30 protein-coding genes are annotated in these 25114 nt (G+C 39.1%); 17 read left to right on the plus strand and 13 right to left on the minus strand.

Annotated features, from left to right (window positions below; all coding sequences use genetic code 11):
* Window positions 1-15 precede the first annotated feature (15 nt).
* Genes QUE09_RS01395 through hslR form a run of 3 tightly spaced genes read right to left on the minus strand, consistent with a single transcriptional unit; the run spans window position 16 to window position 2731 of the window.
* A complete protein-coding gene (locus QUE09_RS01395) occupies window positions 16-1437 on the minus strand; it encodes a tetratricopeptide repeat-containing sulfotransferase family protein (RefSeq protein WP_286234419.1) in 1422 nt (473 codons plus the stop codon).
* A 20-nt stretch (window positions 1438-1457) separates the two neighbouring features.
* A complete protein-coding gene (gene hslO, locus QUE09_RS01400) occupies window positions 1458-2315 on the minus strand; it encodes an Hsp33 family molecular chaperone HslO (protein WP_286235859.1) in 858 nt (285 codons plus the stop codon).
* 8 nt (window positions 2316-2323) lie between these two features.
* Window positions 2324-2731: a ribosome-associated heat shock protein Hsp15 gene (gene hslR / locus QUE09_RS01405; protein WP_286234420.1), complete on the minus strand. Its 408-nt coding sequence runs from the start codon at window positions 2729-2731 to the stop codon at window positions 2324-2326.
* Between the two features lie 175 nt (window positions 2732-2906).
* On the opposite strand from hslR, the gene gspC reads away from it, so the two are divergent.
* The 12 genes from gspC to QUE09_RS01465 all read left to right on the plus strand — a co-directional run bounded on the left by gspC (window position 2907) and on the right by QUE09_RS01465 (window position 14280).
* Window positions 2907-3827 (plus strand): type II secretion system protein GspC, encoded by a 921-nt coding sequence (gspC, locus tag QUE09_RS01410; RefSeq protein WP_286234421.1) that lies wholly within the window; start codon window positions 2907-2909, stop codon window positions 3825-3827.
* A 62-nt stretch (window positions 3828-3889) separates the two neighbouring features.
* Window positions 3890-5935, plus strand: a complete 2046-nt coding sequence (gspD, locus tag QUE09_RS01415) for a type II secretion system secretin GspD (RefSeq protein ID WP_286235860.1) — start codon at window positions 3890-3892, stop codon at window positions 5933-5935.
* A 5-nt stretch (window positions 5936-5940) separates the two neighbouring features.
* Entirely contained in the window at window positions 5941-7482 is a 1542-nt protein-coding gene (gspE, locus tag QUE09_RS01420; RefSeq protein ID WP_286234422.1) for a type II secretion system ATPase GspE, read from the plus strand.
* Window positions 7483-7489: 7 nt separating this feature from the next.
* The gene (gene gspF / locus QUE09_RS01425) at window positions 7490-8713 is read left to right on the plus strand and encodes a type II secretion system inner membrane protein GspF (RefSeq protein WP_286234423.1); all 1224 of its coding nucleotides are present in this window, start codon (window positions 7490-7492) and stop codon (window positions 8711-8713) included.
* Window positions 8714-8734: 21 nt separating this feature from the next.
* The gene (gene gspG, locus QUE09_RS01430; protein WP_286234424.1) at window positions 8735-9160 is read left to right on the plus strand and encodes a type II secretion system major pseudopilin GspG; all 426 of its coding nucleotides are present in this window, start codon (window positions 8735-8737) and stop codon (window positions 9158-9160) included.
* A 17-nt stretch (window positions 9161-9177) separates the two neighbouring features.
* The gene (gspH, locus tag QUE09_RS01435; protein WP_286234425.1) at window positions 9178-9795 is read left to right on the plus strand and encodes a type II secretion system minor pseudopilin GspH; all 618 of its coding nucleotides are present in this window, start codon (window positions 9178-9180) and stop codon (window positions 9793-9795) included.
* Between the two features lie 5 nt (window positions 9796-9800).
* The gene (gene gspI / locus QUE09_RS01440; protein ID WP_286235861.1) at window positions 9801-10187 is read left to right on the plus strand and encodes a type II secretion system minor pseudopilin GspI; all 387 of its coding nucleotides are present in this window, start codon (window positions 9801-9803) and stop codon (window positions 10185-10187) included.
* Window positions 10187-10876, plus strand: a complete 690-nt coding sequence (gene gspJ, locus QUE09_RS01445; RefSeq protein WP_286234426.1) for a type II secretion system minor pseudopilin GspJ — start codon at window positions 10187-10189, stop codon at window positions 10874-10876. The genes gspI and gspJ overlap by 1 nt, the downstream gene beginning before the upstream one ends.
* Window positions 10873-11850, plus strand: coding sequence for a type II secretion system minor pseudopilin GspK (gene gspK, locus QUE09_RS01450; protein ID WP_286234427.1), 978 nt, complete (start codon window positions 10873-10875; stop codon window positions 11848-11850). Before gspJ ends, gspK begins: the two co-directional genes overlap by 4 nt.
* Window positions 11850-13070, plus strand: a complete 1221-nt coding sequence (gspL, locus tag QUE09_RS01455) for a type II secretion system protein GspL (protein WP_286234428.1) — start codon at window positions 11850-11852, stop codon at window positions 13068-13070. The genes gspK and gspL overlap by 1 nt, the downstream gene beginning before the upstream one ends.
* Window positions 13067-13534 carry a type II secretion system protein M gene (locus QUE09_RS01460; protein WP_286234429.1) on the plus strand — a complete coding sequence of 156 codons (468 nt, stop codon included), beginning with the start codon at window positions 13067-13069 and terminating at the stop codon, window positions 13532-13534. Before gspL ends, QUE09_RS01460 begins: the two co-directional genes overlap by 4 nt.
* Window positions 13535-13536: 2 nt before the next feature.
* Window positions 13537-14280 (plus strand): type II secretion system protein N, encoded by a 744-nt coding sequence (locus QUE09_RS01465; protein ID WP_286234430.1) that lies wholly within the window; start codon window positions 13537-13539, stop codon window positions 14278-14280.
* A gap of 5 nt (window positions 14281-14285) precedes the next feature.
* Here the strand turns inward: QUE09_RS01465 and yrfG are convergent, their stop codons facing one another.
* Window positions 14286-14960: a GMP/IMP nucleotidase gene (yrfG, locus tag QUE09_RS01470; RefSeq protein WP_286234431.1), complete on the minus strand. Its 675-nt coding sequence runs from the start codon at window positions 14958-14960 to the stop codon at window positions 14286-14288.
* 87 nt (window positions 14961-15047) lie between these two features.
* On the opposite strand from yrfG, the gene nudE reads away from it, so the two are divergent.
* The 3 genes from nudE to QUE09_RS01485 are packed head-to-tail and all read left to right on the plus strand — an operon-like array spanning window position 15048 to window position 17013.
* A complete protein-coding gene (nudE, locus tag QUE09_RS01475; RefSeq protein ID WP_286234432.1) occupies window positions 15048-15605 on the plus strand; it encodes an ADP compounds hydrolase NudE in 558 nt (185 codons plus the stop codon).
* Window positions 15602-16420 (plus strand): 3'(2'),5'-bisphosphate nucleotidase CysQ, encoded by an 819-nt coding sequence (cysQ, locus tag QUE09_RS01480; protein WP_286234433.1) that lies wholly within the window; start codon window positions 15602-15604, stop codon window positions 16418-16420. Before nudE ends, cysQ begins: the two co-directional genes overlap by 4 nt.
* 23 nt (window positions 16421-16443) lie before the next feature.
* On the plus strand, window positions 16444-17013 hold the full coding sequence (locus QUE09_RS01485; protein WP_286234434.1) for a YceI family protein: 570 nt from the start codon (window positions 16444-16446) through the stop codon (window positions 17011-17013).
* Here QUE09_RS01485 and QUE09_RS01490 read toward each other — a convergent pair.
* The 5 genes from QUE09_RS01490 to QUE09_RS01510 all read right to left on the minus strand — a co-directional run bounded on the left by QUE09_RS01490 (window position 17007) and on the right by QUE09_RS01510 (window position 21169).
* Complete coding sequence (locus tag QUE09_RS01490) at window positions 17007-17249, minus strand: YheU family protein (RefSeq protein WP_286234435.1); 243 nt, start codon at window positions 17247-17249, stop codon at window positions 17007-17009. The genes QUE09_RS01485 and QUE09_RS01490 overlap by 7 nt on opposite strands.
* Before the next feature lie 50 nt (window positions 17250-17299).
* Window positions 17300-17989, minus strand: coding sequence for a flagellin (locus QUE09_RS01495; RefSeq protein ID WP_286234436.1), 690 nt, complete (start codon window positions 17987-17989; stop codon window positions 17300-17302).
* A 171-nt stretch (window positions 17990-18160) separates the two neighbouring features.
* Window positions 18161-18289, minus strand: a complete 129-nt coding sequence (locus QUE09_RS01500) for a hypothetical protein (RefSeq protein ID WP_286234437.1) — start codon at window positions 18287-18289, stop codon at window positions 18161-18163.
* Window positions 18290-18466: 177 nt separating this feature from the next.
* Window positions 18467-19216 (minus strand): tetratricopeptide repeat protein, encoded by a 750-nt coding sequence (locus tag QUE09_RS01505; RefSeq protein ID WP_286234438.1) that lies wholly within the window; start codon window positions 19214-19216, stop codon window positions 18467-18469.
* A 60-nt stretch (window positions 19217-19276) separates the two neighbouring features.
* Window positions 19277-21169 carry an ATP-binding cassette domain-containing protein gene (locus QUE09_RS01510; RefSeq protein ID WP_286234439.1) on the minus strand — a complete coding sequence of 631 codons (1893 nt, stop codon included), beginning with the start codon at window positions 21167-21169 and terminating at the stop codon, window positions 19277-19279.
* Between the two features lie 105 nt (window positions 21170-21274).
* Between QUE09_RS01510 and QUE09_RS01515 the strand changes: the two genes are divergently transcribed.
* A complete protein-coding gene (locus QUE09_RS01515) occupies window positions 21275-21469 on the plus strand; it encodes a YheV family putative zinc ribbon protein (protein ID WP_286234440.1) in 195 nt (64 codons plus the stop codon).
* Here QUE09_RS01515 and QUE09_RS01520 read toward each other — a convergent pair.
* Together QUE09_RS01520 and QUE09_RS01525 are read right to left on the minus strand one after the other, a co-directional pair.
* Window positions 21466-21705 (minus strand): SlyX family protein, encoded by a 240-nt coding sequence (locus tag QUE09_RS01520; protein ID WP_286234441.1) that lies wholly within the window; start codon window positions 21703-21705, stop codon window positions 21466-21468. The genes QUE09_RS01515 and QUE09_RS01520 overlap by 4 nt on opposite strands.
* On the minus strand, window positions 21690-22676 hold the full coding sequence (locus QUE09_RS01525) for a WD40 repeat domain-containing protein (RefSeq protein ID WP_286234442.1): 987 nt from the start codon (window positions 22674-22676) through the stop codon (window positions 21690-21692). The genes QUE09_RS01520 and QUE09_RS01525 overlap by 16 nt, the downstream gene beginning before the upstream one ends.
* Before the next feature lie 117 nt (window positions 22677-22793).
* Between QUE09_RS01525 and fkpA the strand changes: the two genes are divergently transcribed.
* A complete protein-coding gene (gene fkpA / locus QUE09_RS01530; protein ID WP_286234443.1) occupies window positions 22794-23579 on the plus strand; it encodes an FKBP-type peptidyl-prolyl cis-trans isomerase in 786 nt (261 codons plus the stop codon).
* Window positions 23580-23663: 84 nt separating this feature from the next.
* Here the strand turns inward: fkpA and rsd are convergent, their stop codons facing one another.
* Both rsd and QUE09_RS01540 read right to left on the minus strand, forming a co-directional pair.
* A complete protein-coding gene (gene rsd, locus QUE09_RS01535) occupies window positions 23664-24125 on the minus strand; it encodes a sigma D regulator (protein WP_286234444.1) in 462 nt (153 codons plus the stop codon).
* 82 nt (window positions 24126-24207) lie between these two features.
* Window positions 24208-25083, minus strand: coding sequence for a S1/P1 nuclease (locus QUE09_RS01540; protein ID WP_286234445.1), 876 nt, complete (start codon window positions 25081-25083; stop codon window positions 24208-24210).
* Window positions 25084-25114: the final 31 nt, after the last annotated feature.

The raw sequence follows: 25114 nt of genomic DNA on the forward strand, positions 1-25114 counted from the left end.
CTGGCATTAATAATGTTATTCAAAGTCGTTAAAATGCTTTAATAATTCTTCCGGCATAGTAATTGACGCTCGGGTAAGCGGCCCTCTTACTTGACCCACACTAGCGGTTTGAACTGGGTGTGGATTCATATGAAAGTTGGTAAACGCTTCATCATATTCTATCCCAATGGCATTACAAACTTTTGTCAATGTCGCTTTTGGATCCGTAATCAGATCCTCATAATTTATTTCGTTTATCCTCTTCGATAAAAACGATTTCCAATGGGTTAATAGTTTTTGATCGCATTCAAAGTATTCTTTTATTTCAGCAATCGAATTACTCCATGTGATGCCTTGGCTAAAATAAGTTCTAAAACAAGACCACGCGTTTTCTGCTTTTTTGCGATTGATATGAATAAAGGTTGCTGCAGGGTATAAATAGCTGAGTAACCCTAAGTGTTGGTTAATGTTAAAGGATTTATCGATAATGTGGTTGTTAGAAGGAAATCGTTGTCTCATTAACTGTTGGTATTCTTTGGCGATTTCCTGCCAAGTTTTATCAGAAATTGTTGACAGATCATTGACTAATTGACGGTTCACTGGAGCAACTGCAATAGCTAGGTTGTTACTTTCCCCACCCGCATCGATTTCAGGGTGGCATGTTAACAGTTGCTGTAAAAGCGTAGTGCCACTTCTTGGCAGACCGACAATAAAAATTAATCCTTTACCTTGCGTAGGTAACACGTCAGGTAAAGCACTAAAAGCATCTGTAGTTTGCACGTTGATGATATTGTCTATCATTTGCTTGTGGCTAGCTATATTAAAGTTTGTTTGACTTTGCATAAGACTAGCGCCTTTGGCAAATTTTTCAAAAGCTGCTTCACTTTCTCCTATATCTAGAAGTGCCTTACCAAAAGCGTACCAATAAGGAATATCGTTTTGTACATCTTTGCCCGTAATCCTTTCTTCCATGGCGCGTAAAGTTTCTAGTTCTTTATCATTTGGAGTAAATCGCTTTAATGCCGCAAGATTTAACCAAGTAATTCCTAGTAAAGGATTTTTCATTAGGGCTTTACGGCTATGATATAGAGCATTATCTTTATCACCTATTTGGCTATAAATGGTGCTTAAAATATGATGTAAAGAGATATTATCGACTTTCTTTGTGAAAGGGGACAATAAGGCCAATGCTTTTTCAAAACGACCGGTTTCGGCGTAAACACTAGCAACTTGGATACATTTCGATAAATCGTTTTTGTCGTCGGCTAAATAGTTATCAGCACAGGTTAATGCGATTTCTATTTCACCAATTGAAAGAGCAAGGCGTGCTAGACTTCCCCATAGTTTTCCTAACTCTGCATTTTCATCAATTAAGGTTGATAAATGGGCTAGGGCGGATACCTTATTTTGGTTTTTTATATCAGCTAACACTTGGTTAGCTATTTCTTGGTGGTTCAAATCTTTCTCTCTTATAATTATTAATGTTTTGTTAGATTAAATAACTCAGCAAAGTGTGAATGATCAAAAGCATAGGTCGTTAGGCAGTAATCACAAGTCATACTAACTTTGCCTTGCTCAGCAAGAATACTTTCTATTTCTTGTTGCCCTAATTGTGAAATGGCGTTTAAACACTTTTCCTCTGAACAACCACAGGTATTGGTTACTGGCTGAGGTTCAAATAACCTTACCTTCTCCTGATGATACAAGCGGTATAGAAGGGTTTGAGCATCTAAAGAAAATATCTCATCGTCTTTGATGGTCGCTGTAATTTGACACAAATGGTCAAAATCATTCATTTGTTGTTCTTTATCTCCACTGTCAGGCAATAGTTGTATTAGTGAACCAGCGATTTGTTCAGAATCTTTGTTATAAAATAACCAAATTTTTGTAGGTATTTGTTCTGAAACTTCAAAATAATGTGCAATACAATCGGCAAGGTTATCATGTTCCAATGCAACGACACCTTGATAGGCTTCACCTACTTCTGGCCTTATGGTGATAATCATATTCCCTTTGCCAACAAGATCTCTTAGCCCTGAGCCTGACGCAGTCTCACTGACTTTCGCAATAGCTCTTATTTCCTGATTATGATTTGCATTGACCGCAAAATAATCAGCGGGTCCGTCACCTTGAAGCTGTACAGCAATTTCACCTTCAATTTTAAGTGTGGCCGTTAATAGACTTGTTACTGCAATTAACTCACCTAAAAGTTTTTTAACACCATCAGGATAGTTATGACCTTTTATAATATTTTGGTAAGTAGTACTTATCTGTACAAGTTCACCACGAACGTGTAAATCATCGAATAAGTATCTATTTAATTCATCAGTGGGAATGGTCACTGTTATATCCTTTCTTTCAATTGTCTAATTTGTCTACGCTGTTTTTTGTCGGGTTTAGTATCTGTACCTGGATTAAATAGCAGCCCTTGTTTGCGCGCTAATGCGGTTTTTTCTCTGGATTCAACACTGTCGGTTGTTTCTTCATACAAGGTTTGCGCAAATGTTGCGTCTCTGCGTTTATCGGCAAGTGCCACAATTGTGACCTCTTTATCATCATAGCCTTGACGTACTCTAACGGTATCGCCTATGGAGACAAACTTCCCCGACTTTGAACGTTGGCCATTATAAAATACTTTGCCCCCGTCGATCATCTGTTTTGCAATCGCACGTGTTTTATAAAATCGCGCCGCCCAGAGCCACTTATCTAACCGAATGTTTTCAGACTCAGAAGTATTTTTACTTTGTTTCATGCTATTGTCACATTTACCTATGAGAATGACGCGCAACTTAGCATAGCTAGTAAGTCAGTGCTATCACTCGTGAATATTTGTAAATATTAATTAAAAATAAAGCTGTTTTCTTGTTCTAGCTGATTTGCTCAAGTATCATCAACTAAGAAAAATTATATAAATTGTAACCTCTACTATGCTTATACCGACAGATTTATCGTCGTTTCAACATTTTGTTAGCCGTGTGCCTCAGAAGAAAGTCGCAACTTTAACCGGCGGTATATTGCTGTGTTACATCGCTTATATTTTAGCACATTTTACTTGGCAACTTTTACCTACCACAAATGATATTAATGCGCATAATATCAATTATGTAAGTGCTCCAATAAACAGTAGTAAGCAAATTGATCTGAACGAATTGAAACAACTTAATTTGTTTGGTGAAAAAGATGTGACGGTAAAGCCTGTGCCTGTGCAAGTACAAGATGCTCCTGAAACCAAGTTACGATTAACCTTATCCGGTACCGTCGCTAGTACAGAGAAAAGCACTGCCGCAGCAATTATTGAGCATAATGGCAAACAAGAAACTTATGGGATTGGAGATAAAATCACAGGTACTCGTGCTACGCTAGAGTCAGTTGCAAGTGATCGCGTTATTATTAAACAATCTGGTCGTTTAGAAACGTTGATGTTAGACGGATTTAAATATAGCAAAGTGGGTGAAAGTCGCTTTAATGCATCTGAAAAAACTGTTCAAGGGCCAGTGTCAATTGTGACCGTTGATCAACGAGATAACGAAGATTTGTCTGAAACAGCAATGCAGCTTCAACAAGATATAAACAGTGATCCTGGTAAGATATTTGATTACTTAACAGTTAGCCCCAAACGAGTGAATGGGGAAATCGTTGGTTATCAATTAACCCCAGGCAATGATGGAACTTTTTTTAAAGCATCAGGGCTCAAAGCGGGTGATATAGCAGTACAAATGAATGGATTTGATTTATCGCTTCCTAATGAAGCTGCGCAAGCAGTTCAGGCTTTGAAAGAAGAAACAGAAGTGTCGTTACTTATAGACCGTAACGGTTCACTAACAGAAATTTTATTTAGTATTCAATAATGAAAAATAAGGAATTATCCATGCGCAATTCGCATGCAATGACGTGGGGAAAAAAATGGTTGATGGTATTCGCAACTATTTGTCTTTTTAACGGATTACTTTTTAGCGCCCAATCCGCGTCAGCCGCACAGTATTCGCCGAATTTCAAAGGAACAGATTTAACGGAATTTATCAATATTGTTGGTAAAAACTTGAAGAAAACCATGATCGTTGACCCAAATGTTCGTGGTAAAGTTAATGTCCGTAGTTATGATTTATTGAATGAAGATCAATATTACCAATTTTTTCTAAATGTATTGGAAGTATATGGCTTTGCGGCTATTGAAATGGACAATAACATAGTAAAAATTATTAAAAATAAGAAAGCAAGATCTGAAGCAACGCCGTTAGTTGATGACGAAAATCCAGGTGTTGGCGATGAAATGGTCACGCGCGTTGTTGAAGTGAAAAATGTTACAGTTCGTGAGCTATCGCCATTACTACGTCAAATGTCTGATCAGGCTGGCGGTGGTACCGTTGTAAATTATGATCCCGCCAATGTCTTCATTATGACGGGTACGGCAGCGGTGGTTAATCGATTAGCGAACATTATTAGACGTGTAGATCGTGCAGGCGATCAATATGAACAAATTATTCGCTTAGAGCATGCTTCTGCTGGCGAAATGGTGCGGATTGTAGAAGCATTAAATAAATCAAGCTCAGGTAAAGCGGGTACACCGAGTTTCTTGATCCCTAAAATTGTTGCCGACGAGCGAACCAACAGTGTTATTGTCAGCGGTGAAAAACAAGCTCGTGACCGGGTAGCTAAACTTGTATCGCGTTTAGATAGCGAATTAGAAACGAACGGTAATACACGTGTCTATTATCTTAAGTATTCAAAAGCTGAAGATTTAGTTGATGTACTAACAGGCGTTAGTGAGTCTATAGAAGCAGAAGAAAATGGGCCTAAAACGAATAGTCGTAATCAGAAAAAACGTAACATTAGTATTGAGGCGCACGCTGATACTAATACCTTGGTGATTACCGCTCAACCAGATATGTTAAGATCTTTGGAAGCGGTAATACGCCAGTTAGACGTAAGGCGTGCACAAGTATTAGTTGAAGCGATTATCGTGGAAGTGTTTGAAAGTGATGGCGTTAACTTGGGTGTTCAGTGGTATCATGAAAATGGTGGAGCAACGCAATTTACCAATGGTACGGTGCCAATAACGGCTGTTGGTGCAGCAGCAGAAGCGGCGAGAGGTGAACCAGGCACTACAGTGACTACCATCGATGGTAATGGTAACCCAGTAACTACCACCAACCCTGATACTGACGGCGATTACAGCTTGATCGCCAAACTTTTAGGTACTGTAAACGGTATGATGTTTGGCTTGGTTAAAGATGACTGGGGGGCAATTGTACAAGCAGTAAGTGCTGACACAAATTCTAATATATTGGCAACACCAAGTATCACTACGCTTGATAACGAAGAAGCGCACTTCTTAGTTGGGCAAGAAGTTCCAATTATCACTGGTTCAACAACCGGTAATAACAATAGTAATCCTTTCCAAACCGTTGATCGTCAAGAAGTCGGTATTAAGTTAAAAGTAACACCTCAAGTTAATGAAGGCTCCGGTGTGCAATTAACCATTGAACAAGAAGTTTCGTCAGTAAGTGGTTCAACGGGCGTTGATATTTCAATCAATAAACGTGAAATTAAAACCACTGTTTTAGCGGATAATGGTGCAACTGTTATTTTAGGCGGTCTTATCGATGAAGACGTACAAGAAAGCGTACAGAAGGTGCCACTGCTAGGTGATATTCCAATTATTGGTCATCTTTTTAAATCTACCAATAACTCCAAACGTAAAAGAAACTTGATGGTGTTCTTGCGCCCAACGGTGATCCGAGATGGTAAGCTAATGAACGATATCAGTAAGGACAAATATAACTATATTCGTGCTGATGAATTACGTAAGCAAGAAGAAGGTTTATCGTTAATGAAAGATGAAAAGCTTCCTCTATTACCTAAATGGAATGATGAGTTATCGTTACCGCCTACGTTTGACGAGTACATGAATCAGAAAGACGCGAAGCAAAACAGTGCCAAGAAAAAAGTGCAATAAACATTATGAGTGATTCTTCTCTTGATTCAATAAGCGATAGTGCTTCAGCAGAAACAAACGTTGTAGCTAATGAAACGTTAACGTTTGCGCAATTACCATTTGGCTTTGCTAAGCGCCATAGCGTGTTAGTTAGTAAAGATGGGGATGATGTTACCTTGTATTGTGTTGAAAGCGTTAGCGAGCATGTATTACTCGAAGTAAGAAGGGTGATACAGCAACGCTTTGAACTGGTTTTTTTATCGCCAGAGCAATTTGAGATGCGTTTAACCAATGCGTATCAGCGTGATTCATCTGAAGCAAAGCAAATGATGGAAGATATCGGTAATGAAGTTGACTTGTACTCCATTACTGATGAGTTAATTGAAACCGAAGACTTGTTAGAAAATGAAGATGATGCACCCATTATCAAGATGATTAATGCGATGCTGAGTGAAGCAATCAAAGAAAGTGCATCAGATATTCATATTGAAACTTTTGAACAATCTTTACAAATTCGCTTTAGAATCGATGGCGTATTACGTGAAGTTTTGAAACCTAACCGTAAGTTAGCTTCGTTGTTAGTCTCCCGTATTAAGGTTATGGCTAAACTAGATATTGCTGAAAAGCGTATTCCACAAGATGGACGAATTTCGTTACGTATAGCAGGTAGAGCAGTAGATGTTCGTGTGTCTACAATGCCAACAGGGCACGGTGAACGTGTTGTCTTGCGTTTATTAGATAAAAATGCGGCGAGATTAGACTTACAAGACTTAGGGATGACAAACGATAATCGTCTTAAATTTTCGCAGTTAATCGATAAGCCTCACGGCATTATTTTAGTAACAGGACCTACGGGGTCAGGTAAATCAACAACCTTGTATGCCGGACTCAGTCAAATTGATAGTAGAGAACGAAATGTTCTTACCGTTGAAGATCCCATTGAATATGCCATTGAAGGCATTGGGCAAACTCAAGTTAACACGAAAGTTGATATGACGTTTGCGCGTGGGCTAAGAGCTATTTTGAGACAAGATCCTGATGTTGTCATGGTTGGTGAAATTCGCGATTTAGAAACAGCACAAATCGGTGTTCAAGCCAGTCTTACTGGACACCTCGTGTTATCAACATTACACACAAATACTGCGGCGGGCGCTTTAACGCGTATGGAAGATATGGGTGTTGAATCATTTTTACTTTCTTCCAGTTTGTTAGGTGTGTTAGCGCAACGACTAGTGCGTACTCTTTGCCCTCATTGTAAAGAAGCACATTTAGCCGATGATGAAGAACTAAAATTATTAGGTCTACCACAGACAGAACAATGCACTATTTACAGAGCGAAAGGATGTAGTGAGTGCAATTTTAAGGGATATAAAGGTAGAACCGGTATTCATGAGTTATTACTTGTAGACGAAAAAGTACGTGAGTTTATTCATAACGGTAAAGGTGAACAAGAAATTGAGCGCTATGTACGCCAACATACTCCTAGTATTCGTCGAGATGGATTTGATAAAGTCGTTGCAGGTATAACGACGTTAGAAGAAGTGCTACGTGTTACTAGGGAAGATTAACTAAGTTATGGCTGCATTTGAATATCAAGCGGTTGATCGCAATGGTAAACTTAAAAAAGGTATCATTGAAGGGGACACTGCGCGTCATGTCCGCTCGCTATTGCGCGATCAAGGGTTGATGCCTACAGAAGTTACAGCAAGCATAAAGAAAAATAAACAGCAGCAAAAAACCACCTCTTTTTCACGGAGTAAAAAAGTTTCTGCAAGTGAACTTGCCATTTTAACGCGCCAACTTGCAACGCTTGTAGAGTCAGGTTTACCGCTAGAAGAAGCGTTATTGGCGGTTGCTGAACAATCTGAGAAAGATGTCACTAAAAGTTTACTGATGACTGTACGCACAAAAGTGACAGAAGGTTATAGTCTGGCTGAAAGTATGGCTGAATACCCCCAAGTGTTTAATTATCTTTTCAGAGCCATGGTTGCTGCCGGTGAAAAATCTGGTCATTTAGATAAAGTACTAAATAGACTTGCAGACTATACAGAGCAACGTCAGCGGTTGCGCTCACAAATGATTCAAGCCTTGGTGTATCCAGCCATAATGACGGTAGTAGCAATAGGGGTTATCGTTGTGTTATTAACCTCTGTTGTGCCGAAAATCGTGAGTCAGTTTGATGATGTAGGCGCAAATTTGCCGCAGTCGACAAAAATTTTGATTGCAACAAGTGAATTTTTACAAAATTATGGTTTTTATCTTCTGATCATTTTTATTGTGTTGTTATTTATTGGGTTTCAGATGATGAAAAAAGCACATATTAAATACTCAGTTCATGAAAAACTTTTAACATTACCGGGAATAGGAAAGGTGGCGCGAGGTGTTAATACTGCCCGTTTTGCACGTACCTTAAGTATTCTTACTGCCAGTGCAGTACCACTATTAGAGAGTATGAGCATTGCCGGCGAAGTGTTAGGCAATCTCTATATTAAAGACAAAGTTAAACAAGCAGCTATCAAAGTGCGCGAAGGTAGTAGTTTGCGACTGTCACTAGAACAAACACAGTTATTTCCTCCGATGATGTTACACATGATTGCGAGTGGAGAAAAAAGTGGTCAGCTTGAACATATGCTTGGTCGAGCCGCAGATAACCAAGATCGCGAGTTTGAAGCCTTGGTAAATATTTCATTGAAAGCGTTTGAGCCTGCCATTATGGTGACAATGGCAGGTATTGTATTGTTTATTGTGATGGCTATATTGCAGCCAATCTTAAAAATGAACACATTAATTGGAATTTAGTTGAGCGAAAAAGGTAATCTCATGAAAAAAGTCTCAGGTTTTACATTACTGGAAGTAATGATTGTATTAGTTATTATCGGTATTATTGCAAGTATGGTTGTGCCAAACCTTATGGGAAGTCAAGACACAGCTCAAAAGCAAAAAGCCGTGATTGATATTGGTACTTTGGAATCTGCGTTGACGTTATATCGTTCACAAAATTACGACTACCCCACAACAGAACAAGGCTTAGAAGCTTTAGTTGAACAAACGAATATTGAGCCTGTGCCTCGTCGCTTTCAAGAAGGCGGATATATTAAACGTTTACCATTAGACCCATGGGGCAATGATTATCAGCTATTGAACCCTGGCGAGCACGGTAAAATGGATGTTTTTTCAATGGGACCTGATGGTGAAGCGGGTACCGATGATGATATTGGTAATTGGAATCTTGGCGACTTTCAATAGTCGTCACAGCCTTTAGTATGATGTTCAGACCTTCGCGCTATTCAACAGTTAAAGGCTTTACGCTTATTGAAATTCTGATGGTAATTGTGGTGATCGGTTTTATGGTCGCTGCAGTTCAAATTAGTTTTATCTCGAATAAGTACGAACAACGTGTGAATCAAGAAGCGGAAAGGTTTACCGGTGTCTTTAATTTAGCGGCCGATCATGGGTTATTGAATAACATTGAATTGGGGTTGCATGTAACTGAAAATTCGTATCAATTCCTTGGGTATGATGGTACACGTTGGGTTACGCTACCTAATGTTCAGGAGCTTGAACAATATAAACTTCCTGAAGGTGTATCTATAACGTTATCGTTTGATGGCCTCGCTCCTGAACAAAATAGTACGTTGATTGATAGAGAGTTATTCACCGTAGATGATGAGACACTCGACGCAATGGAAGAAGCGTTGGAGGAAGGAGATAAACTGATCATTCCTCAAGTTTACCTATTAACTGGCGGTGAAATTACCCCCTTTATCGCTACATTTTCTAGCGTTGATAATACGCAGGAGCCATACAGCATTGATGTGGTTGGCCAATATAGCGCTCCCATTTCAATACAAGTTTCAAATACTGAACGAGAAAACCCGTGAGCAATATGCATGGTGTACATAACATAAGCAAAGCAATAGGTTTTACTTTGGTTGAAGTATTACTTGCGTTGTCTGTGTTTGCTCTTGCTGGCGTAGCATTGTTGAGTACCTCTGAAACACACTTTTCTAGTCTAAATTACATAGAAGATAATATGGTGGCACAGTGGGTCGCTTCTAACCAATTGGTTGATGCGTCTTTAGATCGTCAATGGCCACCAAAAAATAAACAAGGGAGCGTTGAGCAGGCAGGTAGAGAATGGCATTGGCAACAGAAAGTCGTTGCTACAACTGATAAAGATATGCGAGCGATCACCATTGAAGTGAGAGCGCAAAAGAAAGCAGCATCTCCATTGGCGAGTTTAACGACTTATGTTGCAAAGGAAAGCCGTTGATGAAAACGGCCATTGTTAAAGGTTTTACCCTGATTGAAGTGTTGCTTGCAACAGCAATTTTTGCCGTGATAAGTCTTGCCAGTTTTAGTATTTTAGATGGTGTTATAAGAACAAAAGACGGTGCTGAATATAAACAGCAGCGCCTAAATGAGATCCAACGTGCTTGGATTATTATTGAGCGTGATTTATTACAAATTGCTAGACGATCAGTACGTATAGAAGGTGAAGCACCACAAACGACATTTTTCTATGCAGATAAAGGTGATTTAGCGTTAAGTGAACAAGCAATTGCTTTTGTGCGCAGTGGATGGAGCAATCCAAATCTCATCTTACCTCGTTCAGATATGCAGCCCATCGCGTATCGTATTCAAGATAAACGTTTAGAACGTATGCACTTTAACTTTGTAGATCCAGTTATTGGTGAAGAGCCAATTATTAGAACGTTGATAGAACAAGTAACAAATCTTGAAATCGAATACTTTGCTGATAATAAGTGGCATGAAGCGCTAGGTGAAAATATGTGGCCTGAAGCGATTTCATTTACCATTACCACGCAAGATTTGGGCGTGCTAACGCGAAAGTTCTTATTAATAGACCGACCTGATGTTGATCAGAACAATAGCGATAAAGAAAATGAAAACAGTAGTGCTCCGGGGCTAATAGATGGCCCACAAAGGCCAAGACAATGAACAAATTTAAAGGTATAGCGTTGATTACGGTGATGCTTGTTGTTGCTTTGGCTGCAACTATTGCAACGCATATGCTGGCGAGAGTGCAGTTGGAAGTGAAGAAATCGGCCAATATTCGATTTAATCAACAGGCATATTGGTATGCAATGGGCGCGGAAGCCTTTGCGAAAAGGGTGTTAAAAACGAGCTTTGAAGATGAGCCTGCTAAAACTACGCTTGAGCAATTTTGGGCACAAGATGAAACTACTTATCCGGTACCATATGGCGAAATCACCGGCAAAATTACTGATTTACAAGCCTGTTTTAATTTGAATGCGTTGCGCAATAATGCAAGTAAAGCAACGAAAGACAAAACACCTGCACACACCGCTTTTCAAGAGTTAATCATTGCGTTAAATATTGAGGGGGTTGATGCCTTTACCGCCGAATATATGACAGACGCCTTGTCTGATTGGTTAGATAGCGACACCAGTATTGTGAGTGCAGGCGGAGCAGAAGACAGTGACTATTCCGCCAAAGAACACCCATACTTAGCAGCCAATTATTACCTTGCGAGTGTTAATGAGTTGCGAGTAATCGAGCATTTTACAAAAGAAGTTATTCAGGCATTGAAGCCTTTTGTTTGTGTGTTACCTAATACAAACTTACATCAAGTTAACATTAATACGATACCGTCAGATAAACCAGAGCTTTTACAGGCATTGTTAGCGATATCAAGAAGCGAAGCTGAATTAGCGTTATCGATAAGAGACGTTGAAGGTTTTGACAACGTTGACGCTTTTTTTAACATGCCTGAAGTGAATAAGCTTAAGATTACTGATGAACAGAAACAACAGTTTGTAGTTGACAGTCAATACTTTAAACTAAGCACTGTCGCAACATTTAATAATAGTTACTTTTATCTGAATTCTATGATGCAAATGAATGACGATAACCAAATTAAAGTGATTAGCCGCACGATAGGACGTGATTAATGGCAGAACAATTAATAATTAGGCTTGCAAGTCAAGACGCCGGAAAAATACATTGGCTCGTTTGGTCGAAAAGTGAACAACATATTATTGCCAGTGGTGAACTCGCGACAGATGAAGAGCTATCGCAGCTTTCGGCGAAATCTCAACAACGGGAAGTAATCATTCTCTTGCCTAGCAATGACGTTTCTTTAAAGTTACTGAATGTCCCTGCGAAGTCAAAAAAAGCGATCCAGTTAGCAGCGCCATATGTCATAGAAGATGACGTTGCTCAAGACGTTGATGCATTGTTTTTTGCCTATGGCAACTTTGTCTCGCCTGCTGGAAACTGCCCAATAGCGTTTGTTGAAAAAGAACGTATGTCCTCATGGCTCTTACAACTGTCAAAAGCATCAATTGAAGCCGATATAGTCATGCCTGAAGTGTTGGCTATGCCTTTGGCAGAAGACAGGTGGCAGGCGATAACATTAGACGATCAGGTTATTGTTCGACAAGGACAATGGCAAGGGGCAACAATAGATGTAAACCTATGGCCTCATTTTACTAAAGTATGGTCAAAGTCAGGCGATTCGGTTGTTGTTGACGCCTATTCATCACTACCACAGCATGATGAGCATGTAGATATAAATTATTTACCCGAAGAACTACCGTTAGCATTAATGGCGCAGCATCTCGACACACGCCGCTTTAATATGCTTCAAGGCCAATTTTCAATTAAAAAAGAACGTTCACCGATTTTAAAAACTTGGGGATGGGTTGCTGGTATTGCCTTACTTGCCCTGTTGCTTAATGTTGTCGGTAAGGGCATTACGTTAATGCAAACAAACGCTGAAATTGACGTTGTTGAAGCGCAAGTTATTGACCGCTACAAACAAGCATTTCCTAAGACACAGCGGGTAAGGGTTGCGACGGTAAAGTCCCAGCTTAAAAGACAACTTTCACTACAGTCTGGTTCAGACAGCAGTGGTGATTTTCTTGCTTTACTTACGCAATTACAACCAGCGTTTAAACAAGTGCCTACATTGAAGCCTGAAAACATAAGGTACGATGGCAAGCGTGGTGAATTGCGTATGCAAGCAACCGGTGCAGGCTATCAAGATTTTGAACGATTTAACGCTGCATTAAAAAATGCATTTAACGTGTCTCAAGGTGCGCTTAATAATCAAGGGACGAGTGTAACGGGCTCTATCAGTATTAAAGTGAGAGATGGAGGAAATTCATGAAAGAGTGGTGGATGAATTTACAATCAAGAGAGCAGCGTTTAGTTGCGGCACTGGGTTCCGTACTCTTGGTATTTTTATGCTTTCAACTGATTTGGCAGCCGTTAACTGAAGGGGTTACAAAAGCACAAGCAAAACTTGCACGTCAACAAGCGTTATTGGAGTGGGTTACTATTGAAACAGCTCGTATAGCACAGCAGCCGGTAAGTAATGCTAGTAACAATACTACGGCAAGTATATCAAGCATAGTCAATCGTACAGCAAGGCAGAAAAATATAGTCATTGCACGTTTACAACCGCAAACCAACAGTGTGTTAGTTTGGGTAGATAATATTAACTTTAATACACTACTTACTTGGCTTGCTAATTTATCAGAACAGCATGGTATTAAAGTGATAAATATAGACATTAATCAAGACAGTGTTTCAGGTAGTGTTGAAATAAAACGATTACAGTTAGGAAGATAGTAGTGAAAAAATGGTTTGTATTTGCCGCTTGTTTTATCAGTGTGTATTTAGGGTTTTTACTGGTAAATTTACCTGCTGCCTATGTGGCGAGTTGGGTTAGTCTACCTAAAAATATATCTGCAGTTGGTATAGGTGGCTCTTTATGGCGTCCAACAATAGAGCGTGTGGTTGTTAATGGGCAACATATTGAAAAGGTACATGCTGAAGTCAGTATTTTTTCACTATTAAGTTTGAACCCTAAAATAACGGCAAGGTTTGGAGATCCTGCATTGACGCCTATTGATGGCAGGGTCACTGTCAATAATTTGTTGTCTGCGCCTGTATTATCAGAGACAGTTATTAATTTACCTGCAGCGTTAATTGCTAAGCAAATTAGTACACCAGTGGCAATCACAGCACATCGCTATATCTCGATATCCTTATCATCATTTCAAGTAGGTACACCAATTTGTCAGCAATTGGCAGGTAAGGCTTTCTGGAAAAATGCTGGTGTTACCGTTATGGATCAAAAAATACCACTTGGTGATTTGAGTGGACAATTAAGCTGTCAGGCTGGAGAAGCTGTACTAAGCATAGACAGTAATAACGATATAGGATTAACTTTTACCGTTAATGTTGGGGCCAATGGCTATGCATATGGGCAGGGGTATATCTTGCCAACGAGCAAAACACCTCAAGCAATCATGCAAGTATTACCAATGGTTACGAAAAAAGATGCACAAGGTCGTTATCCATTACGTTTTTGACCAGGCTAATTGAGCTTATTTGCATATATATCATGCAGTAAATCCCGATAATCGACAACCGCAGGGTATTCGTTGATATCACGTGTAGGTTGTTTACTGTCGGGGTTTGCGACGGCAAGTAAATGTTCAATACCAAAGGTTTTAGCGGATGCTAGTATGGGTAAACTGTCGTCAATAAATAGTGTTTCCTTTACATTAAACCCTTGCTTTTTTTGCAATTTTTTCCAAAGTGACTGTGACTCTTTTGTTACACCAAATTCATGTGTGGAATATAAAACGTCGAAATATTTATCAAGTTGTGTCAGTTCAATTTTTAAAGACAAACTTTCAGGGTGCGCATTAGTTACTAAAATGACTCGTCTGCCTGTTTCTCTTAAGGCAACTAAAAAATCATGCGCATCGTTACGCAAGCTAATTAAGTGTTGTACTTCACGTTTCAAAGCTGTGATGGGCATTTTTGTCTGTTCTGCCCAGTAATCCAAACAATACCATGAAATAGTTCCAGCGACTTTTTCATAGTGATCTAACATTGTTTTTTTTGCTTGCGCTAAGCTGATGTTTTTCTCTTCACTTATGCGTTTTGGCAAATGTGTTAACCAAAAATGATTATCATAGTGCAGATCTAATATCGTTCCATCCATATCTAATAATACGGTTGATATTTTTGACCAATCTAGCATAGATTTTTCCTGTTAAAACTTTATCATAGGGAGTATATCGAATCTTACATGGTCATTGCCAAATTAATACGGCAACACGTGGTGATAATGTCAAATAATAAGCAGCTGCCTAAAATTAATAAGCGTACGTCAATTGCGAAAAGCATGCTTTTTTCAATTGAACAGTTAGCACTTACTTTCAGTAACGGTGCTGAACGGGTGTATGAACGAATGGAAGGCTCAGGTCGTGGTGCAGTTATGATTGTGCCCATGACAACAGATGACCAATTGATATTAGTAAAAGAGTATTGTGCTGGCACACATAGCTACGAATTAGGGTTTCCTAAGGGACTTATTGATCCAGGTGAAAAGGCAATTGAAGCCGCAAATCGAGAATTGAAAGAAGAAGTTGGCTTTGGTGCTAATGAACTTAACGCTTTACACAAGGTGGCAATGGCACCTGCTTTCTTTGCAGGAGACATGGAAATTTTTACTGCAAGAGATCTATATCCCGAGAAGTTGCCAGGCGATGAGCCAGAGCCTATGGAATTAGTGTATTGGCCTATCCAAAATTATGCACAATTACTTTCACGAAGTGATTTCAATGAAGCTCGAAGTATTGCCGCATTAATGTTGGTTGTTGATCAACTAAGGACTCGTAAATGAATTTAGCATCGCTGTTAACTATTGCGATAGAAAGCAGTAAAAAAGCAGGGCAAGAAGTACTGAAATATTATAATAGAGGCGATTATACGGCTGAGATTAAAGATGACAACAGTCCTGTTACTAGCGCTGATATTGCTGCGAATGATATTTTGATGGCTGAGCTTTCTCGATTGACGCCAAATATCCCTATTATTTCAGAAGAAGTAGGTGCGGTGCCTTTAGCGCAGCGTAAAACTTGGTCTCGCTATTGGTTATTAGATCCCATTGACGGCACAGGGGAGTTTATTATTGGTAGCGGTGATTTTGCAGTAAATATTGCACTAGTTGAGAATGGTTGGCCAGTTATCGGCGTCATTCATGCGCCTGAACATCGTATTACCTATTTTGCTCAAAAAGGAGCAGGAGCTTTTAAAGAGCACATACGAGGCACAGATAGAATAAGGGTTGCCGCTTATGATGGGCAACGAAAAATCAAAGTTGCTATTAGTCGCCGACAAGAGTTAGGTTTGATGGGGCAATACCTTAATAGTGATTTTCAATATGAACATATTGCTTTGGGCAGTTGTTCTTTGAAAAATTGTTTAATTGCTGAAGGGGGAGCTGACTGTTACTTGCGTGTTGGTCCAACAGGAGAGTGGGATACAGGTGCAAGCCAATGTATTTTAGAGCAAGCAGGAGGCATTATTCTTAATAGTGAATTTGGCGCGTTGTCATATAATATGCGTGAAAGTTTATTAAATCCTGATTTTATTTCACTCGGTGTGCAAGATATTCCATGGAAAGAGGTGATTATTCCACATCAAGCACGTCGCTAAATTATTAATAAAGGAATTCAAACATGAAAAAAACAATCGCAGCACTTCTTGGTTTAATGACATTACCTGCCTTGGCTGATTGGCAATTAGTTTCTGAAGATTCATCGTTAAACTTTACAACGTTTAAAAAGGAGCATGTTGCAGAAAACCACACCTTTGAATCGTTCAATGCAACCATTGCTGATGATGGCAAAGTAATGCTCTCAATTGATTTAGCAAGTGTTAATACCAATATTGCTATTCGAGATCAGCGCATGCAAGAGCATTTATTTGCGACTACGCTTTTTCCAAACGCGACATTTGCCGCGAGTATCTCACCAAAAATACTCAACAATCTTAAGCAAGGCGAAATTAAGACTCAGCTATTAAAAGGAGAAATAGCATTACATGGTAATACGCAATCTGTAGAATTGTCGGTAAATGTAAGTCGCTTATCGAAAGATAAAATTTTGGTAACAAGTGCTGCGCCACTACTTGTTAAAGCAAAAGACTTTGATTTAGTGAAGGGTATTAATCAGTTACAAAAATTGGCTGGGTTACCCAGTATTAGTCATACGGTACCTGTTACGTTTACCTTGAGTTTTACTCAGTAGTCTTCTGGGGTTGCTGCAGCTTGATTAAACTGCTTTGCGGGTAATATGTTAACGTTTTGGTGTAGCTCAGAGTACACCAAAACGGCTTTGCCTTGCTGTAGCTGCAATTTTACCATGGCTATTTTTTCTAACATTGTTGCTTCCTGCTCACCATAGTCTGTTCCTTCACGTAGTATGAATGCTTCTATAATGTTATGAAGGGTTTCAGTATCGACGGCGTCTAGCGGTATAATCATAAAGTTATTGAATCATTAAAAATGATAAGAGTTTATCTTGCTTCGCGCTATTACACCAATTGATTTATTAATAAGCCTTTCTGTGCGTCTTCATCTTTTTTATTAATTACAGCTGCTTGCAATAGTGTATTGGCTTGCTGTTGTTCACTCGTTGTTTGCCCGTAATCAGTATCTTCTATACGTGACCTTGCAGCACTGACGTTGACACGTGTTGTCTCGTAGGTAGCGGCTTGATTTGATAACGCATTGTTTTCTGCACCGAGTGATGCTGTATTTTCAGTAACGGTTGTTAACGCTGTTTCTATTGCTTGCTGTGTCGTTTGTGGGTCGCTGGCGTTTAATCCTGACACAAAACTACTGTTACCAAGTGCTTCAGTGGCAATGGTATTAATTTGCTCTGTAAGTTGGTCTAGTTCACTTTGAATAGCATTACTGTCTGCTAACGGATTACTTGATTGAATCGATAATACATTCGCCCGTTGTAAACTTTCAGAAATAGACGAAAGTTGGCCCGCTTGAACATTATTGATATTGGCTTGATCTTGCGTATTGATGCTGCGCTGTTGTGCATCATTTACTTGAGACGTTAAACGGCTGCTAATTTGTAACCCTGCGGCATCATCAGCAGCGCTATTAATACGCTTTCCTGAGGCTAGCTGTTCGTCTTTTTCTTCGCGTTCTTTCTGTTTACGATCAATAACACTCAATGACGACGAGGTACTGTTAATTGATAGTTCCATCACAATCACCTTTTAGACTAAGCTTTACTCACCACAATTATATCGACTGAGTATAGCAAAGATGCCGTGATTTTGCTTGTTTTATGAACAAAAAACTGTCTGTAACTGAAGGAAAAATGTAGGATGAATTTACCTATAAATTCCCTTAATTAACGGTCAAGTTATCGCGCTTTAGTTGTTTTCTTCAATGTTCTTGATAAAAAAGTAAACGTAGTAACCACAAATACCTAAGACAACACTCAAGCCAATGATTGAAATATATACCACAGGATCGTTTAGTAACATGTTTAATAGGTCCATAACTTACCCCTTTAGCTCATTGTAAATTGTTACGATGAAGACATTGTAAATTGGGTTAGCTTTTCAAGTTATGATGTAGATCAATATTATGGTGAGCACGACTTATCAATAACATGATTATTGATAAGTCGTGTAATGTGTTAAATTAATGCTTTTAAATAAAGCATATAATCACGCTTATTTAAAAAGGTTTTCGCTTGCTGCTCTTGTTTTTACTTTCAACTCTTGTTGTTCTAAAAGGTTAGTATATAACGCTTCAGCTTGCTCTCTGGTATCTTGAATTTGTTTTACGCTGAGTTTATGTTCATCCATATCACGGCTTTTCTGAGCAGGAACATAACCGCTTTTAGAGGCGATGTAATTCCATAGATACGATTGTTCTAGGCTTTTTTCTACGCCATTGCCTTCAAAATATAAACCGGCCAAATTAAATTGTGCTAGTGCATAATTTTGTCTTGCTGATTTTTCATACCAACGGGCTGCTTTATAGTAATCTCTGTGCGTACCTTCGCCATTAGCATACATTACACCAACATTAAATTGTGCACTTGCCATCCCTTTTTTAGCGGCTTTTTCCATGAGTTGGAATGCCTTTTTCAAATCTTTTTCTACTACTTCACCTTCGCTGTACATAACAGACAATGAAAAAAGTGCATCCGAAAAGTTTTGTTCAGCTGCCATTGTCATTAATTCAAATGCTTTAGTTTTGCTTTTTGGTGCTCCCCAGCCATTTTGATATATCAATGCCATTTGATATTGTGCAGGCGCATAGCCTTCAGTAACAAGTGGTTCAAACTCTTCAATTGCGCGTTTAAATTCACCACGATTTAGTTCGTAAATTCCAAGATCTAAATCAGCGGATACGGCATTGAAGTTCGTTGCACAAGTAAGTGCAATAAACGCAGTTAATGACATAATTTTTTTCATAGAACACCCTTTCATTAGTCGTCATCTCCTTTTATTGTAGCAATGTATTATGAAGTTGACTTACTGCTCAGTCATAATTTTTTCAATTTCTTCTTCTAACATTAACCATTCTGATTCAAATGACTCGATTTCTGCCTTTAATTGGCTTTGTTCTTTCAACAGCTCAGTGAGTTTTTGTTTATTTTCAGGTTGGTAAATGTCGTTGTCACCAAGAATTTTTTCAACGTTGTCGAGTTTTTCTTGTGTTTGATTGAGGGTTTTTTCAAGTTTCTGTGCCTGCTTTTTTAGCGGTGCGGCTTGTTTTCTCAACTCAGCTTGTTGCTGTCTTTGTTGCTTTTTATCTATTGTAACGTCATTTTTTGTTGTTTTAGTACTTTCTTTTTTGTCGTTATTCAGCCATTGTTGATAGTCGTCAATATCACCCGAAAACTCAGTAACACTGCCGTCAGCAACCAAATAAAACTCATCTACGCATGACTCTAACAGATACCGGTCATGGGCAATTAATATGATAGCGCCATTAAAATCTTGTAAAGCCAATACAAGGGCTTGGCGCATTTCTAAGTCTAAATGGTTTGTGGGTTCATCAAGTAAAAGGAGTTGTGGCTTTTCCAGAACAATAAGCGCAAGTACTAGCCTTGCTTTCTCACCACCAGACATTGTATTTATCACTGCTAATGCTTGATCACCACTAAAGCCAAAACGTCCTAAATAATTACGTGCTTCTAGATCTGTCATTTCGGGTTTAGCGCGAAGAATATGCTCGATTGCTGTAGACGCCATATGTAACTGCTCAAGCTGATGCTGAGAGAAATAGCCAATACGTAATTCTTGTGCACGGTAACGCTCGCCACTAATTAATGAAATATCGCCCGCTAGAGACTTTATTAATGTCGATTTACCTGCCCCGTTTCTCCCTAATAATCCAATTCTACTGCCAGGAACTAACGATATATTCGTGTTGTTTAAAATAATGGTATCTTGGTCGTAGCCACAAGCTGCCTTTTCAATCGATAACAATGGATAGGGCATATAGTCAGGTTTTTCAAAGGAAAAGCTAAAGGGGGTGTCAACATGCGCAGGTGCAAGATCAGGTAACTTTTGTAGTCGTTTTAAGCGACTTTGTGCTTGTTTAGCTTTACTTGCTTTCGCACGGAATCGGTCAACAAAAGCGGTTAAGTGTTGCACTTCTTTTTGTTGTTTTTGGAATTGCGCGTCTTGTTGGGCAAGCTGTTCCGCACGTTGACGTTCAAAGGCACTGTAATTGCCAGAATATAACTTGGCTTTTTGGCGATCAATGTGAAGAATTTGCCCAATAACGTCATCTAAAAAATCTCGGTCATGCGAAATGAGAATCAATGTACCGTCAAAACGTTTGAGCCAGTTTTGAAGCCAAATAACAGCATCTAAATCTAAATGGTTGGTTGGTTCATCGAGTAACAAAAGATCACAACGACTTATAAGTGCTTGCGCTAGGTTCAAGCGCATTCTCCAACCACCTGAAAATTCCTTGACCGGTAGTGAAAGTTGTTGCGGTAAAAAGCCTAAACCATGAAGTAATTCACCTGCTCGTGCTGGTAAACTATAGCCACCAATACTATCAATGTGATTAATAACAGTCGCTTCTTTATTACCATCGTTTTGCGCTCTTGCGGTGCTAAGTTCGGCTTCCAATGCTCTAAATTCAGTATCACCGTCAATAACATACTCTAATGCTGAGCAATCTAAGGCAGGAGTTTCCTGTTTAACGGTTGCTATTTTCCATTGTTTTGGCACAGATAAATCTCCACCATCGGGAGAAAGCTGACCAAGAAAAGCAGAAAACAATGAAGATTTTCCACAGCCGTTTGCGCCAACCAAACCTACTTTATGATTAGGGTGAATAGTAAAACTTGATGATTCAATTAAACTTTTAACACCGCGGTGTAAGCTTAAATCTACAGCTGTGATCATGATAAAACCTAATAAAAAAATATCGAACGTATTGTCGCTTTTCCTTGATGTGCAATTCAAGGTAAAATATGACTAATTTACCGTAAAAGCGAATAGAAAAGTCAAATGAGTAAAAAACGATTTATTGCTGGGGCAACATGCCCTAAGTGCCAAGCAATCGACACTATGGCTTTGTTTAAAGAACATGACGTAGAAAAAGTGTCTTGCGTCAAATGTGGCTACCAAATGAGTCAACCTGAAGATCACGTTGAAAAAGATGTTAGAAGTAATGAACAAGTGATCGGCGTATTTAAGCCTTAGTAATGTGGCGGTGGTGGCTCGTCTTCCTGTTGCATTAAGTTGGGAGCTTGTTGGTTTTTGATACGTTGTACTAACAATCTCATTTGTTCTTTCAATGCAGCAATTTCTTCCTGATGTACAGTGAGTTCATGACTTAGTTGTTCAATAACATCGTCTTGGAAGGCATTTCGCGTTTCAAGTGATTCTATACTTTGTTCAAGTTGCTGGATTGTATCTTCTGCTACTGGGCTTGCCATAATTCTGCATATCCTGAAGATGATTCGGTAATAATGTGGTTATTATCGCTAAAAGCAACACTATACACGACAGCACTCGCAGGGTGAATACCTTCTTTTGGTGTTACGCGCCAACTATCAATACGTTTACCATTACTTATTTGCCAGACACTGACTTTTCTTGAGGGGGCACCAGTAGCAAGTAGCTCACCATTTTTTGAGAATTGCACGGAGCTAAAAACTTCTTGTCGATTAGCATATTGCAGCTGACTAATGCGTTTTCCCGTTTTTAAATCCCAGATGTTTGCTGACTTTTTACTATCTGCGGTAAAAGCATAACGCCCATAAGGATCCAGTGCGACCATGGTGACTCGGCTCGGGTGATTGAATCGATAAATAACTTGGCCTGTTTGGGTGTCCCAGACGTAAGCGACAAAGTCGTTTGAGCCGGATAATGCAATTCTACCGTTAGGAAGCATATCAACCGTATTTATTTTTTCTTGGTGGCCAAGAAATTCAATGCGGCGACCATTGTCAGGTGTAAAGTGAACAACCTTTCCGTCACTTTTTCCGATCAATATATATTTACCATTATTTGATAACGCCACATCTCGAATCGTTGAACCATCTATTTGCCAATAGCCTTTTGATTCACCAGATTTAACATCCCATAAAGAAAAGTTTTGTCTACTTGCCGTCAATACATGGCTATTGTCATGTGCTATATCTGCCGCTAACACAAGGTTGTCGGCTGAATCTTGTTGCTGTGACCAATGAAAGATTAATGCGTTTTCTTTTAGATCCCATAAACTAATGCCATGATGTACTGAGCTTACAACACTTAAGGTTGCATCGTCAGAGATATTGGCAGCATAGGCGCCATTTGCTGCGTGTTGCCACCGTTGTATTGGTTTATTGCTGACAGGTTGGCATCCTACTAAGCAAAGTACGAAAATCAGCATGTACAGCATTGTTAAATTGGCTTTATTCATTAAGGTCTTTTTTCTACCTGCATTTATCGTTAGTATATGTTCTTTTTTAACGCATGTGTATTTCACAGCGATAATGGCGGTTCATTTTAAGTTTTGACCGCATCAACGGAGAATTTAATGAAACTATTTAAACCTACAGTCGTAGCACTGGCGTTAATTTCAGTGGTAGGGTGTCAACAAGAAACTAAAAAAGAAGAAGCGCCTGTACTGGATACAGAAGTGCAAAAGCAAGCTTATGCGCTAGGTGCGTCAATTGGTATGTTCACACAACGCAATTTAGAACAACAAGAGACGTTGGGTTTATCATTAGACCAAGCACTTATTTTACGTGGTATTAAAGATAGCCTTGAAGGTAAAGCAGTGATTGAAAAAGAAGAAGTTCAAGCACTGATGATGAACTTAGAAAAATCAATGCGTGAAAAACAACAAGCAGTGGCGGCAAAAGAAGCAAGCGAAGCATTAGAAAAGGGACAGGCATATTTAGCTGAAAATGCCAAGAAAGACGGTGTTGTCGTTACTGAGTCTGGCTTGCAATATCAAGTTGTTGAAGCGGGTGAAGGTGAAAAGCCAACAGCGACTGATATCGTAAAAGTACATTACCAAGGTACATTAATGGACGGTACAGAGTTTGATAGTTCATACAAGCGTAATGAGCCAATTGAGTTTCCATTAAATGGCGTTATTCCAGGTTGGACAGAAGGTGTTCAATTAATGTCAAAAGGCGCTAAGTATAACTTTACTATTCCAAGTGATTTGGCATATGGCCCTTCAGGTCGACCACCGCAAATTCCAGCTAATGCAGTCTTAAACTTCGTTGTAGAGTTAATTGACTTTAAAACAGCTGAAGAAGCAGCTGCAGAAAAAGCGACTAAGGCGGAAAGCGAAGACGGACACGCGCATTAATTAAGTACTTAAACGAATGAATAATCATGGAAAAGCTTGAGCTTAATGCTCAAGCTTTTTTTATTTGTAAAGTACAAATAAAAGTTAGTACCTGTATAGCATAGCGAGTAATTGGTCTTCGTGATTAAACCGTTCTTCTAATGCTCTGCCTAATGACGCAAGTTGTATATCAAAGTTTTCAGGTAAATCAGTTGTATTAACTTCGGCAAATTTATCGTTAAACGTTAAAGCAAGATCTGTAGAGTGATTTAATAAGGGAAAAATCTTTTCGGCATTACGCTTATCTTCTGGACCTTTCTCTTGACACTGCTCTATAACATCATGAAATATTTCAAAATGACTTGCTGAAATATAGTCCATTAATCGTTGACAAAAGCGTTGAATATGGCGAGCGTTTGGAAGTGATTTGTCGCTGCTCTCTATCGGATATAACCCGATCAAATCACAGTAAGCAACAAGTACGGCTTGTCGTTCTTGTAACCAATCATCCACTACTTGGTTTTGGCCTCCCCACCGCGATTTGCTTTGCTCTAGTTTTGTTAACATGGCAACGTCCCTATGACATATTGTTTAAAAATTAGTCGATCTAGTATGTTTAAAGTGATTAAAAAATCAACTACTTTTTACCTTATAAGCTTTGCTCTATAATCTTCGCTAAACGGATAGAAGCTTGTGCCATGCGAGTAGCTAAAAGCTGTTGTTGGTTTTGATGATAGGTTTTATCAATCACATAAGGAGTGATATTACCTTTTTCACATACTGAATTACTGTATTGGCAATAGCCAGTTTCTTTATCGGTTACTATAGCGAGTGATTCATTCGCCCAGTCGATGGTATCCGAGGTCAACCAAAGGTTACGATTGGCTTTCGTTAACATGCCGCTAAGTCTGCTATACCAGTATTGTGTTAAGTTTTCTTTTACACGCGGTTCTGGATACAGAAGACATTCGTCCCAATACCAGTGTATATTGCTACACCTGCCTTTAAAGGGGGTAACGTTTATACGGTTGCCGCCAAGATCACTCGCAAAACTCACATGAAAAGGTTGGTGTATGTCGCCAACCCAATGACCTAAAAACATTAGAGCTTTTGCTTTTTCGTTATCGTTTGCTGCTTTTTCTAATTGATCACGATGAAATGCTATGGCTTGTGTAATACAGTTTTTCTTGCAGCTAGTGTCAGTGAGCTGGGTTGTGTTTCTCGCTACATTAATATAGTGCCATGTTTTAAATTGCTTATATTCTGGCTCTCTTTTAATCGCATCTGCCCAAGTGCACGCTTTGGCAAAGGTAATAGGCGTAGACACTTTAGCACGCAAATATTGATTAATTGCGTGGCGATCATTTTCAGGGATAAGTGCTAATAAATCAGTAACCGTTTGTTGCTTTTTTAAAGAAAGTTGATCAAATGCTAGTTGGCAAACGACTTTGTGGCCTAGCTTCCCTAACGCAAAGCTTGAATGACTAAACAAAACTAATACAAGCAGTAATAGTAACTTATACATAATATTTTCCGTTAAATTTCAATATAATATT

It is taken from the genome of Thalassotalea sediminis (genome assembly GCF_030295915.1).
Classification (GTDB): Bacteria; Pseudomonadota; Gammaproteobacteria; order Enterobacterales; family Alteromonadaceae; genus Thalassotalea_C; species Thalassotalea_C sediminis.

Excerpts from the sequence above, each read along its gene's own strand:
- gspD (WP_286235860.1), top strand. The coding sequence starts at position 3,890 with ATGGTATTCGCAACTATTTGTCTTTTTAACGGATTACTTTTTAGCGCC.
- QUE09_RS01540 (WP_286234445.1), bottom strand. The coding sequence starts at position 25,083 with ATGTATAAGTTACTATTACTGCTTGTATTAGTTTTGTTTAGTCATTCA.
- QUE09_RS01505 (WP_286234438.1), bottom strand. The coding sequence starts at position 19,216 with ATGAAAAAAATTATGTCATTAACTGCGTTTATTGCACTTACTTGTGCA.
- QUE09_RS01515 (WP_286234440.1), top strand. The coding sequence starts at position 21,275 with ATGAGTAAAAAACGATTTATTGCTGGGGCAACATGCCCTAAGTGCCAA.
- QUE09_RS01510 (WP_286234439.1), bottom strand. The coding sequence starts at position 21,169 with ATGATCACAGCTGTAGATTTAAGCTTACACCGCGGTGTTAAAAGTTTA.
- QUE09_RS01500 (WP_286234437.1), bottom strand. The coding sequence starts at position 18,289 with ATGGACCTATTAAACATGTTACTAAACGATCCTGTGGTATATATTTCA.
- gspG (WP_286234424.1), top strand. The coding sequence starts at position 8,735 with ATGAAAAAAGTCTCAGGTTTTACATTACTGGAAGTAATGATTGTATTA.
- gspJ (WP_286234426.1), top strand. The coding sequence starts at position 10,187 with ATGAAAACGGCCATTGTTAAAGGTTTTACCCTGATTGAAGTGTTGCTT.
- fkpA (WP_286234443.1), top strand. The coding sequence starts at position 22,794 with ATGAAACTATTTAAACCTACAGTCGTAGCACTGGCGTTAATTTCAGTG.
- QUE09_RS01485 (WP_286234434.1), top strand. The coding sequence starts at position 16,444 with ATGAAAAAAACAATCGCAGCACTTCTTGGTTTAATGACATTACCTGCC.
- rsd (WP_286234444.1), bottom strand. The coding sequence starts at position 24,125 with ATGTTAACAAAACTAGAGCAAAGCAAATCGCGGTGGGGAGGCCAAAAC.
- gspL (WP_286234428.1), top strand. The coding sequence starts at position 11,850 with ATGGCAGAACAATTAATAATTAGGCTTGCAAGTCAAGACGCCGGAAAA.
- QUE09_RS01460 (WP_286234429.1), top strand. The coding sequence starts at position 13,067 with ATGAAAGAGTGGTGGATGAATTTACAATCAAGAGAGCAGCGTTTAGTT.
- gspH (WP_286234425.1), top strand. The coding sequence starts at position 9,178 with ATGATGTTCAGACCTTCGCGCTATTCAACAGTTAAAGGCTTTACGCTT.
- cysQ (WP_286234433.1), top strand. The coding sequence starts at position 15,602 with ATGAATTTAGCATCGCTGTTAACTATTGCGATAGAAAGCAGTAAAAAA.
- QUE09_RS01490 (WP_286234435.1), bottom strand. The coding sequence starts at position 17,249 with ATGATTATACCGCTAGACGCCGTCGATACTGAAACCCTTCATAACATT.
- nudE (WP_286234432.1), top strand. The coding sequence starts at position 15,048 with ATGTCAAATAATAAGCAGCTGCCTAAAATTAATAAGCGTACGTCAATT.
- gspI (WP_286235861.1), top strand. The coding sequence starts at position 9,801 with ATGCATGGTGTACATAACATAAGCAAAGCAATAGGTTTTACTTTGGTT.
- QUE09_RS01520 (WP_286234441.1), bottom strand. The coding sequence starts at position 21,705 with ATGGCAAGCCCAGTAGCAGAAGATACAATCCAGCAACTTGAACAAAGT.
- hslR (WP_286234420.1), bottom strand. The coding sequence starts at position 2,731 with ATGAAACAAAGTAAAAATACTTCTGAGTCTGAAAACATTCGGTTAGAT.
- yrfG (WP_286234431.1), bottom strand. The coding sequence starts at position 14,960 with ATGCTAGATTGGTCAAAAATATCAACCGTATTATTAGATATGGATGGA.
- QUE09_RS01495 (WP_286234436.1), bottom strand. The coding sequence starts at position 17,989 with ATGGAACTATCAATTAACAGTACCTCGTCGTCATTGAGTGTTATTGAT.
- gspF (WP_286234423.1), top strand. The coding sequence starts at position 7,490 with ATGGCTGCATTTGAATATCAAGCGGTTGATCGCAATGGTAAACTTAAA.
- gspE (WP_286234422.1), top strand. The coding sequence starts at position 5,941 with ATGAGTGATTCTTCTCTTGATTCAATAAGCGATAGTGCTTCAGCAGAA.
- gspC (WP_286234421.1), top strand. The coding sequence starts at position 2,907 with ATGCTTATACCGACAGATTTATCGTCGTTTCAACATTTTGTTAGCCGT.
- gspK (WP_286234427.1), top strand. The coding sequence starts at position 10,873 with ATGAACAAATTTAAAGGTATAGCGTTGATTACGGTGATGCTTGTTGTT.
- QUE09_RS01525 (WP_286234442.1), bottom strand. The coding sequence starts at position 22,676 with ATGAATAAAGCCAATTTAACAATGCTGTACATGCTGATTTTCGTACTT.